A 16,304-nucleotide genomic window follows, 5' to 3' on the forward strand; every position below is an offset into this window, starting at 1 on the left:
GCTACTTCAATGAAATAGCAGGTTTTAGTTTTAAGACTAAAAAAATTATTTTTTCTCTGGCATCAATATACCTATCACTTTATCTTTTGTAAGATATTGTTTTGCTATGTTTTGAATGTCTTTAGCAGTAACTGCATTTACCATTTCTTCAAATTTGAAAACATCCTCTGGGCTGTATCCATTGATGTAAGATCTTGTTAGATTAGACAACCAGTATCTGTTTTCTTTACTGTCTTTTCTAAAATCAGCAAGTTCACCTTCCTTGAATTTAGCAATATCTTTCTCATCTGGTCCTTTGTCAATAATGTTTTGAAGTTCTTTTAATGCAGATGCAGTTAACTTCTCAGCATTTTCTGGTCCACAAGGGAAACCTATCGAAAAATTGTATGATCCGTAAGGCATTTTACTGATGCTACCTCGTGCATTTACACCATACACACCACTTTCGTTTTCACGCAATTGCTCTGTCAGTTTAATAGTAAGAACTTCGCCTAAAGCTTGTATACTCATAGCGTCTTTAGCAGAATATTTAGCATCCCCATAAAACATGATGGTAACGTTACTCTTTGGATCTGCTCCTTTATTTACTACTTTTTTCAAGTCTCCTTTTAGCAATCTGTAACCTAAATCTACTGCTTTTTCTTTGTTATTATTAGCTGGTAATGAAGCTATGTATTTTGCTGCGAATGCTTCGATTGTTGCATCATCAACGTTTCCAACAAAATAAAATTCGAAATCAGCAGCATTTGCAAAACGCTCTTTGTATTTTTCATACGCTATTTTATAATCTGTATCTGCCCATGATTTATCAGTAGGCATCACTCCGTTGAATCTTGGATTCTCCTTGTTCAAGTAGGTGTAAAACTCTTGTTGAAAATAGTTTTGAGGTGTAGAAGCCATGTTTTTGAAAAAACTAGACTGCTTTTGCTTAAAGCCTTCAAAAGCTTCCTGATCAAAATTTAAATCTGTAAAATAAGCATAAGTCATTTGGAAAAGATATTCTAAATCCTTAGGTGTTGAAGAACCACGTAAACCTTCGGTAGTAGCACCAATGTACGGATTTACTCTTGCTATTTTACCCGTCATGAATTTATTGATATCGTTCAATTTTAATCCTGAGAAACCTGCCTCAGCAAGTGCTCCATTGGCAAACTGAACTTTTTTCATTTCTTCATTCGAATACAAATTAGAACCACCTAAACTTACTGCCTCAAAAAGAACCTCATCATTTTTAAAATCAGTATTCTTGTAGGTTACCTTGGCACCATTAGACAAAACAAGTGTTTTTGTACCTAATTTTGCATTGCTTTCTCTGCTTACAATAGTTCCTGGTTTTACTTCGTTTCTTAGTAAACTAGTAGCAACGGCAGCATCTTCGTACGGTTTTAATTCGTCAGTATTCACTTTTATTGCAGCTAATACTTCTTGCTCTGTTACTTTTTTCAAGCCTTCTTTTTCAGGACCAGTTAGAATAATAACTCGGTTATCCTCTTTAACGTACTCTTTAATTAACCCATTTACATCTTTAAGATCAATCATAGGTAAGATTTGCTTGAAGGTTTGAAAGGTCCATTCAATTCCTGGAGCAGGTTCGTTTTCAAGGAAATTTGCTTGAAACTCCCCAACAAAGTTCTCTGAATTCGTTTTACTTCTATCATTGTATGCTTTTTCAATAGAAGCCATAAATTCAGACTTAGCACGATCTAATTCTCCTTGTGTGAATCCAAATTTCTTAGCACGCTCATTTTCTGTTACCAATACTTTTAAGGCGCTTAGTTGCTTATCTTCTTGAGACATTGCAACGGATTGATATGCTTTTTTGGTTCTTGCAAACGTTCCACCATAATAAGAATACCCGTAAGTAAATGGTGGTGTTGAAGAATTGGTCAACTCATCAAGACGCGTATTTAAAAGCGTTGCAAATAAATTCTCAATCATGTAATTTTTGAAATCACCTAGATTTACCATTTTCTTAGGTGCAGCATAATCTTTGTACAATAATTGTACTTGAGTACTTGAGGCTTCTTTGTCACTTTCTACAGCTACAAAAGTTTCTTTGTGATTAGGAACCTCAAATACCTTTCTTGGTTTTTCATTTGAAGGATTTTTATAAGCAGAGAAGTGAGAAATAATTTTTTTCTCCATTTCGGCTACATCAATATCACCTACTACAATAACACTCATCAAGTTAGGGCGGTACCAATCTTTGTAAAAATTAATTAAAGACTGATGTTTGAACTTTTCTAATACCTCTTTTTGACCAATTGGTAAACGAGTAGCATATTTAGAATCATGCATCATTTTAGAAAGATAACGACCCATCATTCTTTTTCCAGCACCTAAACCTAAACGATATTCTTCTAATACTACGCCTCTTTCTTTATCAATTTCTTCTGGTGTCAAAACAGTGTTGAACGCCCAGTCCTCAATAATTTGGAATCCTTTTTCTAATTTTTCAGGATCATCTGATGGAATTGGTAAAAAATAAACCGTTTCATCAAAACCAGTGTAGGCATTTAAATGTTGACCAAATTTTACACCAATGCTTTGTAAGTAATCCACCAATTGGTTTTTAGGAAAACGCTTGGTTCCATTAAAACACATGTGCTCAATGAAATGCGCTAATCCTTGTTGATCATTTTCCTCGAGAATAGAACCCGCGTTAACAACCAGTCTAAGATCTACCTTCTTTTCTGGTTTGGCATTTTTCTTGATGTAATACGTTAACCCGTTTGGTAGTTTTCCAGTTTTTACCGAAGGGTCTAAGGGAATTGCTGTTGAAAAATCCATTTGCTGTGCAAAAACAGCCGCTGGAAACAACATAATCCCTAGTACTAATTTGTTTAATTTTTTCATAAGTTTTGTTTGTTTGCAGTAAAAATAGCACCCAAAACCTTAATACATTACAACATTATGCTTTTTTTAACAGAATTTACATACGTAAAACATACTATAGGTGAATAAATAAATCTGCAACAAAGAGCAGTAATCCTTATATTTACACAATCTTAAGCATCCCATAATGAGTACCTTCTTTTCTAAAATAGTTCTACTTATCACTGCCATTAGCTTCAGCAGCGTAACATTTGCGCAGGCAGAAAAAGAGATCACACCACCTTTTAACATCAAAACAATTTCCTTTATTCAGAATGATCAAAACATCATTCCATTTTTAAAATTAGGCGAAGGATTTCAATTAGAATTTGATGATCTGTATGGCAATGAAGCCAATTATTATTATGAAATAATTCATTGTGACTACAACTGGATTCCCACCCCTATTCCCAAAAATGAATACCTCGAAGGTTTTGACAATCAAAGAATACAAGATTATACAAATTCCTTTAATACGCTTCAGATTTATTCGCATTACAAATTAGCGATACCCAACCAGTTTACGCAACAACTCAAAATCAGTGGTAACTACATGTTAAAGGTATTGGACGAAAACAAAGAGGTTGTTTTTTCTAGAAAATTCATTCTTTACGAAGACCTTGTTACAGTTCCCTTGCAAATAAAAAGAGCAAGAACAGTACAAAGCAATGATGCAAAACACAATCTTGATTTTAGCATTAAATCTAGCAGCATTACTTTTCAAAATCCAATTAAAAACGTGAAAGTTCTTATTTTACAAAACGCACAGTTTAAAACCGCATTAAAAAATATTAAACCTCAATATACAATAGGTAATGACCTGATTTACAAATACGATATTGAGACGCAGTTTTGGGCAGGTAATGAATTTTTATTTTTCGAAAACAAAGACATTCGCTCAGCAAGCAACAATGTGGCCCGAATTGATTCTAGCACACCTATTTATGGCACTTTTTTACACACAAATGCCGCTCGTGCAAATTTCCCGTATACTTTTACTCAAGATGCCAATGGTGCCTTTGTTACGAAAAATATAAACACAATAAAAAGTGAGATAGAAGCTGATTATGCTTGGGTATACTTCAACCTATCTGCTCCAACTTTCAGAATGAACAAAAATGTGTACGTAACAGGAATGTTCAATAACTACGCCTTAACTCCAGAATATCAGATGGAGTATAACCCAAAAAATGGCAGGTACGAAAAAGCTATTTTAATGAAACAAGGATTCGCAAATTTTCAATATACAATTGCCAATGATACTGGCATAATTGACCAAGAAAACAGTGTTGATGGCAACTTTTATCAAACCGAAAATGAGTACACCATATTGGTCTATTACAAAGAAAGTATTGATCGGTACGAGCGCGTGGTTGGTAAAGGCGTAGCGAGTTCCTTGAACATCATTAACTAGAAAAAACTTTTTATAGAATGGACTGATTTAAGACCATTTTTTTGTAAATTTGTCAATAATAAACACATATTCACTCTTTTAATATGGTTTCTCAAATAACAAGAGGCATAAAAATTTCAGTATTAACTAGTTTTGAAGGTACCTACTTCAAGAACTATAAGATTCACTTTGCCTTTAGTTATGTAATTACAATTGAAAATCACAGTAAGGATTCAGTACAATTAATCTCACGTCATTGGGAAATCTTTGATTCTCTTAACGATATAGAAATTGTGGATGGCGAAGGTGTTATTGGAAAAAAACCAGTATTAAAACCTGGCGAACAACATACTTACAGCTCAGGTTGCTTATTATCCTCACCGTATGGTGCCATGAAAGGATACTTCAACATGATTAATTTTACTTCAACTAGAAATTTCAAAGTAATCGTGCCTGCTTTTAGGCTATGTGCACCATTTGCACTTAATTAATACTTTTCATAAGGAGCTAATCCTGCTATTCATTACAAGTTTTTTTGTGTCAAGCTAATTTTGCTAGCACTAAAAAGAGCTTCTTTGGGTCGCTTTTTTAGCACTGCAAAAATAGGCTTTCCACTTCAAAAAGCTTTTCATTACTATCAGGGCTATACCTTTCAAAGTAACACCACGAGGATTTAGATTACTTTAAAAAATGTCAAATCTTTAAAGAAACCTTTGTACTTTTGTTTAAAGTTTAAAAAACAAGACAACACTATTTTTAACCCAATAAAAACATTAATATGTTAAAAGGATTTTTTCACGTACCCAACGCAGTAAACGAACCTGTAAAAAGTTATGCACCAAACTCACCTGAGAGAGCAGCAGTTTCAGCAGCATATGCCGAAATGTGGAACGCTACAGTAGACGTTCCTCTTTATATAGGAAACGAAGAAGTTAGAACTGGAGACATTAAAAAAATGTCTGCACCTCACGACCACCAGCATATTGTAGGGGTATATCACCAAGCCGAAAAAAAACATATAGAAGCTGCAATTTCAACAGCACTTGAAGCTAAAGAAGACTGGGCTAAAATGGCTTGGGAACAACGCGCTGGAATTTTCTTAAAAGCAGCCGAGTTACTAGCAGGACCATACAGAGCTAAGATTAACGCAGCTACTATGATTGCGCAGTCTAAAACAATTTACCAAGCAGAAATTGATGCGGCTTGTGAATTAATTGACTTTTTACGTTTCAACGTACAGTACATGACACAAATTTACAACGAGCAACCCAAGTCAACCTCAGACATGTGGAACCGAGTTGAATACAGACCTCTTGAAGGATTTGTATATGCCATTACTCCTTTTAACTTTACAGCAATTGCTGGAAACTTACCTACAAGTGCTGCCTTAATGGGTAACGTTGTGGTTTGGAAACCTGCGGCTACTCAAGTTTATTCTGCTAATTTATTGATGCAAATTTTCAAAGAAGCAGGTTTACCAAATGGTGTTATCAATATGGTAATGGGAGACTCAGGAATGATCACCGAAACCTTATTGGCTAGCCGTGATTTAGCTGGAGTTCACTTTACAGGATCTACTGGGGTGTTCAATGATATTTGGGCAAAAATTGGTACTAATATCAGCAAATACAAAACATATCCACGTATTGTAGGTGAAACTGGTGGTAAAGATTTCATCATTGCACACCCATCTGCTCACTCAAAACAAGTTAGTACAGGTATAGCACGTGGTGCTTTTGAATATCAAGGTCAAAAATGTAGCGCTGCTTCACGCGTATACATTCCACAAAGTTTATGGCCAGCTGTACAAGATGAACTAGAAGCTGATTTGAAATCAATGAAAATGGGATCGCCACAAGATATGAGCAACTTTATCACTGCGGTAATCTCTGAAGGTTCATTTGATAAATTGGCCAAAGCCATTGACCAAGCCAAAGCTGATACTGATGCAGAGGTAATTATCGGTGGAAATTATGACAAATCAAAAGGATACTTTATAGAGCCAACAGTGATTCTAACTACCAATCCAAAATATGCTACAATGGAAACCGAATTATTCGGACCAGTCGTAACTATTTACGTTTACGAAGATGCTAAATGGGCAGAAACATTGGAATTAGTAGACACTACATCAGAGTACGCTTTGACAGGAGCTGTTTTCAGTCAAGATCGTTATGCTATTGAAGAAGCTACTGTAAAATTACAAAACGCAGCTGGAAATTTCTACATCAATGATAAGCCAACAGGAGCTATTGTAGGGATGCAACCGTTTGGTGGGGCAAGAGGATCAGGAACTAATGATAAAGCAGGATCTATGCAAAATTTATTGAGATGGACCTCTGCAAGAACTATCAAAGAAACTTTTGTAACGCCGGTTGATTACAGATACCCATTTTTAGGAGAGTAGTTTTTAGTCCTAAAGTTTTAAAGTCAAAAGTCTTTTAAGCATTTTAGCAAATACCAAAAAGCCGAATCTAAAAATTTAGATTCGGCTTTTTTTTATCTAATTCTTTCTTTAGACTTTATGACTTTCGACCTTTAGACTATACCGTAAACTTCAACGGCAAGTGTACCACTTTCTTAGTCTCAAAAAACTCATCCTCAAAAAAATCAGCTAAGTTGTACTCGGTAGCCTTTGGGAAATCTTTTAACTCTTCGGTTAAGTCGCCTCCTTTTAGGTAGAGGATTCCGTTTTTCAATTCGTGTTTGTTGTTCTTTTTGATTTTGGTTTTTACCCAAGACACAAAATCAGGCATATTGGTTACCGCGCGACTCACAATAAAATCGAAATCACCTTTTACATTCTCAGCACGTATTTGCTCTGCTTTTACATTTTTCAACTCTAAACCTTCGGCAACAGCCTGAACCACTTTTATTTTCTTGGCAATAACATCAATCAAATAAAAACGCGTTTCGGGAAAAAGAATCGCCAATGGAATTCCTGGAAATCCACCGCCAGTTCCCACATCTAAAACGTACGTTCCAGGTTCAAATTTCATTATTTTAGCAATTCCAAGTGAATGTAAAATATGTTTGGTATATAAAGAATCAATATCTTTTCTCGAAATCACATTGATTTTTTCGTTCCATTCGTGGTATAAAAAATCGAGCTTTTCGAACTGTTCCTTCTGAAGATCACTTAAATTAGGAAAATACTTTAGAATCTCGTCCATCTATTATTTTTTTAACAAAAGTAATACTTTATGGTTAAAATATTTATCTCAAATTTGTATACCAAAAAATTTTTAATAATTACCTTTGAACCTTATCCTCATTATATGAATAACAATGCCCCTACTTTTGCTAAGCAAGATAGCCTAAAATTTTTTAGAACACTTAACTCTCGGGTTAACAACTACTTCAAAGAGAACAACATTCAAAAAACAGGCAACTGGCAATTATACCTGAAAACGATTATTTTATTTTCTGTTTTTCTAGCACCTTACTTTTTAATTCTAACCCTTGGTATGCCATTTTGGGCGCACTTATTATTGACAATCGTCATGGGAATTGGTATGGCAGGTGTTGGAATGAATGTGATGCATGATGGAAATCACGGATCATATTCAAACAAATCATGGGTTAACAAATTCATGGGCGGAACGATATACGTACTAGCCGGTAATGTGTACAACTGGCAAGTTCAACACAATGTTTTGCACCATACCTACACCAATATTCCGGGACATGATGAAGATCTTGATGCTGGTCGTGTTATTCGTTTTACCAAAGAAGCCAAGTGGTACAACTTTCACCGTTTTCAACAATACTACTCTATTTTCTTGTACGGTTTATTGACTTTCAATTGGGCGATTACTACCGATTTTAAGCAAATGCGTAACTACTTAAAAAGAAAATTATCTTACGGAGAAGCTAAGAGCCCAAAAATACTTTGGACAACGCTAATTATTACCAAAGTTATTTATGTTGCTATTTGGATTGTATTACCAATCGTAATTGGGATCACTTGGTGGAAAGTACTAATAGGATTTTTTGTAATGCACTATACTGCTGGTTTGATCTTGAGTGTTGTCTTTCAATTGGCGCACGTAGTAGAAGAAACTACAAACCCTACACCAAACGAATTAGGCGAAATGGACAATACTTGGGCCATTCACCAATTGTTTACCACTACTAATTTTGCACCAAAAAACGCAATTGTAAACTGGTACACTGGCGGATTAAACCACCAAATTGAGCACCATATTTTCCCAAATATAAGCCACGTGCATTACGGTAAAATTGCAAAAATTGTAAAAGAAACTGCTGCAGAATGCAACCTACCATACTACGAATATAAAACGATGAGAAGTGCCGTGATTGCTCATTTCAAACATTTAAAAGATTTAGGACAAAATCCAGCATTAACCGCATAAAAAAGCCCTTATGGGCTAGTAACATATTAAAACTAACTACAACTTAATACAAATGAATCCATTATCCGATAGAATAAATAATTTATCTACTTCACAAACCTTAGCCATGGCGGCTTTAGCCAGAGAATTAAAAGCACAAGGCAAAGACATCATCAGTTTAAGCCTTGGTGAACCTGATTTTAATACGCCTGATTTTATCAAAGAAGCAGCAAAACGCGCTATTGATGAAAATTACAGCACCTATTCTCCTGTTGAAGGTTACCTTGAACTGAAAGAAGCCATTTGCCGAAAGTTTAAAAGAGATAATAATTTAGACTATAAACCCACACAAATTGTGGTTTCTACCGGAGCGAAACAATCGTTGTACAACATTGCCCAAGTAATGCTAAATGATGGTGACGAAGTAATTTTACCAGCACCGTATTGGGTTTCGTATTTCGAAATTGTAAAATTATCAGGAGGTGTTCCTGTTGAAGTTCCTACATCTGTAGAAACAGATTTCAAAATAACACCTGCACAATTAGAAGCAGCCATTACACCGAAAACAAAAATGATGTGGTTCTCCTCACCATGTAACCCATCAGGATCTGTTTACAGCCGTGAGGAATTAACAGCGCTTGCTGCTGTATTAGAAAAATACCCTCACGTATATGTAGTTGCAGATGAAATTTACGAACACATCAATTTCTCGGGTACTTTTTGCAGCATCGCTTCCATCCCAGGAATGCTAGAAAGAACCATTACTGTAAATGGTGTAGCCAAAGCTTTTGCCATGACAGGTTGGAGAATTGGATACATTGGCGCTCCAGAATTCATTGCAAAAGCGTGTACAAAAATCCAAGGACAAGTAACCTCAGGAGCCAATTCTATAGCACAACGCGCTACAATTACTGCTGTTGATGCTGACCCAAGTGTTTTAAAACACATGGTAGATGCTTTCCACAGCCGTAGAGACTTAGTTGTAGGATTACTGAGAGACATTCCAGGAATCAAAATCAACGTTCCAGAAGGTGCTTTTTATGTATTTCCAGACGTTTCATCGTTCTTTGGAAAAACACTTAAAGGAACTTTTATCAAAGATGCCAATGATTTTTCTATGTACCTTTTAAGCGAAGCTAATGTAGCTACTGTAACTGGTGACGCCTTTGGGAATCCAAACTGCATTCGTTTCTCTTACGCTACTAGCGAAGAATTATTAAAAGAAGCATTGCGTCGCATTAAAGAAGCAGTCGCATAAAACTAGTATTTAAATATTTAAAACACAATGCCTCAAGATTTATTTCTTGGGGCATTTTTTTATACTTTACAGTAATGAAGCTATTATAAACAACAGTAAATCAATAGTAACAGAGTCGATTTCGATAACAAAAAAGTCACAAACATTAGCTTTAATTCTGTAACAATTTATCAAGCCAATAGCGCCAACTTTCAAGTAATTATTAACTAACAATATTTGCTATGACACACACAGATGAAACCAGAAAAGAAGCCATCGATACATTTGAAGGACTTATTTCGATTCTAGAAGACGGAAAGCTAGGCTACACAAATGCAGCAGAACATGTAGACAATCATGCTGTAAAAACCGATTTACTAGGGTATGCACGAGAACGAGACCTCTTTATTGTAGCCATGCAAGATGAAATTAATAAACTTGGAAAATCTACTGATACAGCTGGCGGTGGACTTTTAGGGACCTTACATCGTACTTGGATTGACATTAAATCATCTCTTACAGCAGGTGACTCTGATGCAATTTTAAATGCTTGCATCACAGGAGATCAAGCTGCAGTTATGAGATACCAAAAAGTATTAGAAGAAAATAATCTTGAAGCTACACAAATTGACATAATTGCTAAGCAATTAAAAAGCATTCAACACACTTTGACTGAAATTAAAGCCAAAAAAGCACACTAAACACCATCCAAATTTCGATGTTAAAACCACTTTGTTCTATCGCAAAGTGGTTTTTTATTTAGTATCAAAAATTTCATATTCTATTCTAAAATAGCTCTTTTGTAGTAGGACAATTTAAATCCGAATGGAGTACTTCTTTTATTTCTAAAAAATCACCTATTCATTAGAAATCTTGAATTATTTATTAGACCTTTGCTCACTTTTTTTTTGGAACCACCAAAAAAACTAAAGTGTTAAAAAACAACTAATTTATCATCAAATCGATGAAGAAAAAAATAGAAATTCTAGCACCTGCCAAAGATTTAATTCATGGTATGGCAGCTATCAATAGTGGGGCTGATGCCGTTTATATTGGTGCACCACAATTTGGAGCCCGTTCTAATGCCACCAACTCTATCGAAGATGTGGCTGCTTTGGTGGAGTATGCGCACCTTTTTAATGCACAAGTTTTTGTGGTAATCAACACGATCTTGTATGATAACGAGCTAGAAACTTGCCGTCAGATGATTTGGCAATTGTATGATATTAAAGTTGATGCTTTAATTGTGCAAGATATGGCCATCATGGAAATGGACTTGCCTCCTATCGTGCTACACGCGAGTACGCAAGCCAACAACCGTGACCCTCATAAGATTAAATTCTTAAAAGAAGCCGGAATGAAACGCGTCGTTTTGGCTCGTGAATTGAACCTACACCAAATCAAAGAAATCGCTGATACAGCTGATGTGGAATTAGAATTTTTTGTAACCGGTGCACTTTGCGTGTCATTCAGCGGAAACTGTTATATGAGTGTGGCCAATGGCGAGCGTTCGGCTAACCGCGGTTCCTGCGCACAAAACTGCCGTTTGCCGTACAACTTAATTGATGGTAATGGCGACACTTTAATCAAGAACAGTCACTTACTTTCGATAAAGGATTTTGACGTTTCGGATCAAATTCCAAATCTTGTAGAAGCCGGCGTAATGTCCTTTAAAATCGAAGGGCGTTTAAAAGATATCGTGTACGTAAAAAATAACGTTTCTTATTTACGTCAAAAATTAGATGCTTTCTTGGAAGGGAATGAAAACTACACCAAAGCTTCTTCTGGAAAATGTACTTTTACTTTTGACTCTGCTTTGAACAAAAGTTTCAATCGTGGATACACCGATTATTTTGTAAACGAAAGACATCAATCTATCGGTTCTTGGGAAAGTCCAAAATCAAAAGGGCAGTATATCGGGAAACTAATTCGTACTGTGGGTAACGCTTACGAAATAGAAAATGGCGAATTACTCAACAACGGCGACGGTTTGTGTTACATCAATGAGAACAACGAGGCTGACGGAATTTATGTAAACAAAGTCGAAAACGGCTTGGCTTACCCAAATGTATTAAAAGAACTAAAAGAGGGCACTTTTATTTACCGTAACAACGACGCAGCTTTTATCAAAATTGTAGAACGAGAAGACAGTGCGGTTCGTAAAATAAGTACCACTTTGCACTTATCCGAAACAGAAAATGGCTTTGAATTAAAAGCTACTGACGAAGATGGTAATGTGAGCAAGGTTCAATTGGCACACCCAAAAGAAAAAACCAAGAACAACGAGTCAATTGAAGAAAACTTCAAAATTAACTTGGCAAAAACAGGTTTCACGCCCTACACAGCCGATGAAATTACAATTGCATTTTCTGAAAATTGGTTCCTACCAATATCCAAAATCAACGAAATGCGAAGAACGGTTTACGAACAACTGTCGGAAATTCGTTTGGCTAATTACAAAGTTGAGGAACACCAATTGGTTAAAACATCGCATCCTTATCCGGAAACCAAATTGGATTTTATGTACAATGTTTCAAACAAACTGGCGCGTAAATTCTACGAACGTCACGGCGTTACCGAAATCGAGAAAGCCTTTGAATTGCAATGGGATCCTGGAAAATCACGTGTGATGACCACGAAATATTGTATAAAATACGAATTAGAACGTTGCCCAAAATACCATCGTGAAAATATGGACAAGAAGGTAAAAGAACCTTTGGTACTGAAACAAGGCGAATTAGAATACAAACTCAAATTCAATTGCAAACCCTGCGAAATGGAGATTTGGGAAAAAGATGCTGAATTCGAAATTGAAGAAGATCATTTTCATTAAAATACAAAACCGATGCTTTATTAAAAAAAGGCATCGGTTTTTTTATATCCAATTGTTTGTATTGCTTGCGCTAAAATACTTAAAAAAATGAATAACTAAAGGATTTGACAACTTCCAGAAAAGATGTCAAATCTTTACAATTCAAAAAATTGAGTCTATAAATTAAAGAACATTCCAAACTGATTAGTACTGCCTACCATCCCACCGTACTTGTTATCAAACGGCACCGAAACATTATAAAAGAGACCTAATCCTTTAACTTTAAACCCAACACCCATAACAAACTGACTTATATCTGTGTAACCAACTTGAAGCCAAAATTTATCTAAATAATTAGCACCAACGGTTGAAGTAAATTCGTACTGCTCATTTTCAGTCTGCAGCATTAAAACAGATGGAGAAACATCCCATTCTTCATTTAATACAAATTTATAAGCCGTATAAGCAGTGACTCCCCTATAATTTCCATTTTGTTGTACTACGGCTGGCATAGATAATGAAATTTGAAAATTATCATATCGGTACACTGCGCCAATTTCTAATCCTAAATCATTTTCAGTATAATTATCTTTATTTAAATAGGGATCACTTAAATCTACATATTCATTTGGATTAAATCCATTTTTATAGTTTAAAGACTCCCTATTCAATCCAAAGCTAAAGCCCACTGATAAGTTTTGCTTCTCAGAAAATTTAACTTTGTAAGCAAAAGCTTGTTTAATTTGCATTTGAGAAAAGTTACCTTGAGAAATATTTGAAAAAGTAGTTCCTGTTGATAAATTATCTTTCAAAGGAATCTCTAATGTAGCTTGTTGCCATAGATAATTATTTGCGTTTTCTAATTTCGTAGGGGTATAACTTCCAATCAATGCTATTCGAGTTTTACCATATTCACCAGCATAGGCAGGGTTTATACCGAATTTATTCTGTTGAACCATTCTATTATTTAATTGATATTGGGCCTTAGTTGTAATTGTAAAAAACAATACACCAATAACCAATGCAATATTGAATTTGAATATATTTTTCATTTGTAATTATTATTATATTAACATAAAACCAAAAGATTTCCTGTAGTATTAACAAAGTGTTTTTAGGAAAACACTTAATTAACGACTAAATTGATAACTTCTTTATAAATAAACTCTTCATTATTACTATTTTTTCCAATGAAGTACAAGTAGTATTCTCCTTGTGAAAGTCCCTCTCCAGACCAGTTATTTTTATATTGAACTACGCTAAACACAAGTTGACCTCTTACGTTGTAAATCGATAAATTATAGTCTTTGTAAAGTTGAATGTTTTCAATTACTAGGAAGTCGTTTTTACCATCGTTATTTGGGCTTACAAAGTTGTTGAAGGCTAATTTAGCTTCTATTTCATCTTTTATTTCAATTTCAACATTGACCGCGTCATTTAATTGTGGCGTTCCATTATCTGTAACAACTACTTGAAAAGAATATTTTGATTTTTTCTCATAATCAACTGCTCCGACTAAAGTGACAACACCATTAGCATCGATAGCAAAAGGCAATTTCTCATCTGAAACAATTTTATAAGTATGGCTATTAGCCTTATCTTGATCTGTAATTTCAATTTTACCAACGATAGTATCTTTTGGATCTAATTCAGATACCGAAAATGCTATAAGATTGTTTGCATTAGCATTCAGAATAACAGGATTCTCATTAACATCAACAACAGTGAAAAGTAAGGTTTGAGTAACCTCGCCGCCTCTTCCGTCATTACTAACTAAATCAAATTGAAAACTCTTTTGAGTTTCATAATCTAGTCGTTGCTTTAACAATAACTCATTACCCGAAATTTGAAAATATTTGTAATCCGATCCGGTATTTAAAAAACTATACTTAGCAACATCTGGATCTTGATCTTTAGTAGTAAGAACTGCAACTACACCGCCAATTTCAAAGTCCTCCTTAATACTATAATTAGTAGAGGTAATTAAAACCGGAGCATCATTGACATCATTAATGTGTATTACGAAATTAGCATACAACACATCTCCAATTGTGTTTTCAGCTTTGATACGAAGACGAAAAGATTTTTTATCCTCAAAATCATAAATTAATTTAGATTTCAAAGCACTACCAACCAATTCAAATGAAGTGTTATCTTCTCCTCCAACTCCATCACTCAATGAAAGTTTAAAATTATTTCTATTTTCTTTGACAACATTAAAATCACCAATGATAGTACCAACTACTAAATTCTCGTCAATATTATCTTTAGACAAGCTGAAAACTGTTGGTAAATTATCATCCTTAACGTTGATTTCAAAGGTTTGTTCTAAAATATCACCTCTTGTACTAACCGCTTTAACACGGATTCTGTAAGCGCTTTTAGCTTCAAAATCGAAAATACTTTTTACTTTTAATGCGTTGGCTATAATTTCAAAGGATGCATTATCTTCTGCTCCAGCTCCATCAATTAATGAAAGAGCAAATACAGAACGATCTTCTTTTACAACAGTGAAATCTCCTACTATACTCCCAACGGGTTTATTTTCGTCAATAACTACTTTTGACAAAGCGAAAACTGTTGGTAAATTATCATCCTTAACGGTAATTTCAAAGGTTTGAAGAAGGACATCGTTTTGAGCATTTGTAGCTTGAGCTCTAATTTTATATATGGATTTTGTTTCAAAATCAAAAATCGCTTTGTTGCGTAATTGATTATTTACAATTTCGAACGAAGCATTGTCATCTCCACCACTTCCCGAAACCAAGGTTAAATCGAATACATTTCTATTTTCTTTGGCTACATTAAAATCACCTATAACAGAATTAACAGGTAAATTTTCGGTAGTTTCATTTTTAGACAAGGTAAAAACAGTAGGTAAAGCATCATCAACAACAGCAATCTGAAAGGTTTTTACAATCTTACCCATTTTAGGATCTTCTGCTTGTATACGGATCGTATAACTACTTTTGGCTTCGAAATCTAAAGAAGATTTGGCATAAATAGCTCCATTAAGAATTTCGAAAGCTGTATTATCTTCAAAACCAACACCATCTAAAAAAGTAAAAACATGTGTATCAGAAAGATCTTCATCGACAACGTTTAAAGTACCAACTAGAGAAGAAGTAGGTTTGTTCTCCTGAATTGTCAAATTAGACATTGTCAAATCAGTAGGGACATTATTATCTTTAATTACAAGTGGATTAACAAAAGTTCCTACATTTCCATCCGCAATAAACTTTAATGGCAGTGTAACTGAGCTCGTTACTTTATTTGTAACTCTATTATACATCTTGAATGTAACCAACTCGTTGAGATTGTTACTATAAATTACAAAATAAGCTATGTAACGATTTGAAGCTACAATAGGTGTAATAGCTGACCCAACACCTCTTACTTCAGAACCAATAAAAGCAGCAACAACATCCTGTGTATCTCGAGATTCTACAGAACTCATATTCAAAACAGCAGTAACAGTCATTGAATTATTATATGCGCTTGGATTTACAACCCAAGTTGCTGGAGCTTGTGCATATATCGATGGCAAACTTAGAATGAATAAAGTAAATACCCCTAGTAGATTTTTTTTCATTTTTAATTATTTATACGAATTCACACTGCCAATATATAACT

11 protein-coding genes are annotated in these 16,304 nt (G+C 34.7%); 7 read left to right on the forward strand and 4 right to left on the reverse strand.

The window, feature by feature from the left end:
• Positions 1 to 45: 45 nt before the first annotated feature.
• Complete coding sequence (locus DNC80_RS03835) at positions 46 to 2,856, reverse strand: pitrilysin family protein (protein ID WP_182649370.1); 2,811 nt, start codon at positions 2,854 to 2,856, stop codon at positions 46 to 48.
• Positions 2,857 to 3,022: 166 nt separating this feature from the next.
• On the opposite strand from DNC80_RS03835, the gene DNC80_RS03840 reads away from it, so the two are divergent.
• The 3 genes from DNC80_RS03840 to pruA all read left to right on the forward strand — a co-directional run bounded on the left by DNC80_RS03840 (position 3,023) and on the right by pruA (position 6,674).
• On the forward strand, positions 3,023 to 4,288 hold the full coding sequence (locus DNC80_RS03840; protein ID WP_182649371.1) for a DUF5103 domain-containing protein: 1,266 nt from the start codon (positions 3,023 to 3,025) through the stop codon (positions 4,286 to 4,288).
• 83 nt (positions 4,289 to 4,371) lie between these two features.
• On the forward strand, positions 4,372 to 4,758 hold the full coding sequence (apaG, locus tag DNC80_RS03845; RefSeq protein WP_182649373.1) for a Co2+/Mg2+ efflux protein ApaG: 387 nt from the start codon (positions 4,372 to 4,374) through the stop codon (positions 4,756 to 4,758).
• 287 nt (positions 4,759 to 5,045) lie between these two features.
• The gene (pruA, locus tag DNC80_RS03850; RefSeq protein WP_182649375.1) at positions 5,046 to 6,674 is read left to right on the forward strand and encodes an L-glutamate gamma-semialdehyde dehydrogenase; all 1,629 of its coding nucleotides are present in this window, start codon (positions 5,046 to 5,048) and stop codon (positions 6,672 to 6,674) included.
• A 136-nt stretch (positions 6,675 to 6,810) separates the two neighbouring features.
• Here pruA and rsmG read toward each other — a convergent pair whose 3' ends face one another.
• On the reverse strand, positions 6,811 to 7,440 hold the full coding sequence (gene rsmG, locus DNC80_RS03855) for a 16S rRNA (guanine(527)-N(7))-methyltransferase RsmG (protein WP_182649377.1): 630 nt from the start codon (positions 7,438 to 7,440) through the stop codon (positions 6,811 to 6,813).
• A 105-nt stretch (positions 7,441 to 7,545) separates the two neighbouring features.
• Between rsmG and DNC80_RS03860 the strand changes: the two genes are divergently transcribed.
• The 4 genes from DNC80_RS03860 (at position 7,546) to DNC80_RS03875 (ending at position 12,692) form a co-directional block, all read left to right on the forward strand.
• Positions 7,546 to 8,643: an acyl-CoA desaturase gene (locus tag DNC80_RS03860; protein ID WP_144889782.1), complete on the forward strand. Its 1,098-nt coding sequence runs from the start codon at positions 7,546 to 7,548 to the stop codon at positions 8,641 to 8,643.
• Between the two features lie 52 nt (positions 8,644 to 8,695).
• Complete coding sequence (locus DNC80_RS03865; protein WP_144889405.1) at positions 8,696 to 9,880, forward strand: pyridoxal phosphate-dependent aminotransferase; 1,185 nt, start codon at positions 8,696 to 8,698, stop codon at positions 9,878 to 9,880.
• A 221-nt stretch (positions 9,881 to 10,101) separates the two neighbouring features.
• Complete coding sequence (locus DNC80_RS03870) at positions 10,102 to 10,560, forward strand: PA2169 family four-helix-bundle protein (protein WP_182649379.1); 459 nt, start codon at positions 10,102 to 10,104, stop codon at positions 10,558 to 10,560.
• Positions 10,561 to 10,823: 263 nt separating this feature from the next.
• A complete protein-coding gene (locus DNC80_RS03875; protein ID WP_182649381.1) occupies positions 10,824 to 12,692 on the forward strand; it encodes a U32 family peptidase in 1,869 nt (622 codons plus the stop codon).
• Between the two features lie 155 nt (positions 12,693 to 12,847).
• On the opposite strand, the gene DNC80_RS03880 is transcribed toward DNC80_RS03875, so the two are convergent.
• Together DNC80_RS03880 and DNC80_RS03885 are read right to left on the reverse strand one after the other, a co-directional pair.
• Positions 12,848 to 13,723 carry a PorP/SprF family type IX secretion system membrane protein gene (locus DNC80_RS03880; protein WP_182649383.1) on the reverse strand — a complete coding sequence of 292 codons (876 nt, stop codon included), beginning with the start codon at positions 13,721 to 13,723 and terminating at the stop codon, positions 12,848 to 12,850.
• A 74-nt stretch (positions 13,724 to 13,797) separates the two neighbouring features.
• Positions 13,798 to 16,263, reverse strand: coding sequence for a cadherin domain-containing protein (locus DNC80_RS03885; RefSeq protein ID WP_182649385.1), 2,466 nt, complete (start codon positions 16,261 to 16,263; stop codon positions 13,798 to 13,800).
• Between the last annotated feature and the right edge of the window lie 41 nt (positions 16,264 to 16,304).

The sequence above is a fragment of the Flavobacterium sp. SOK18b genome (assembly GCF_014156605.1).
Taxonomy (GTDB): Bacteria; Bacteroidota; Bacteroidia; order Flavobacteriales; family Flavobacteriaceae; genus Flavobacterium; species Flavobacterium tiangeerense.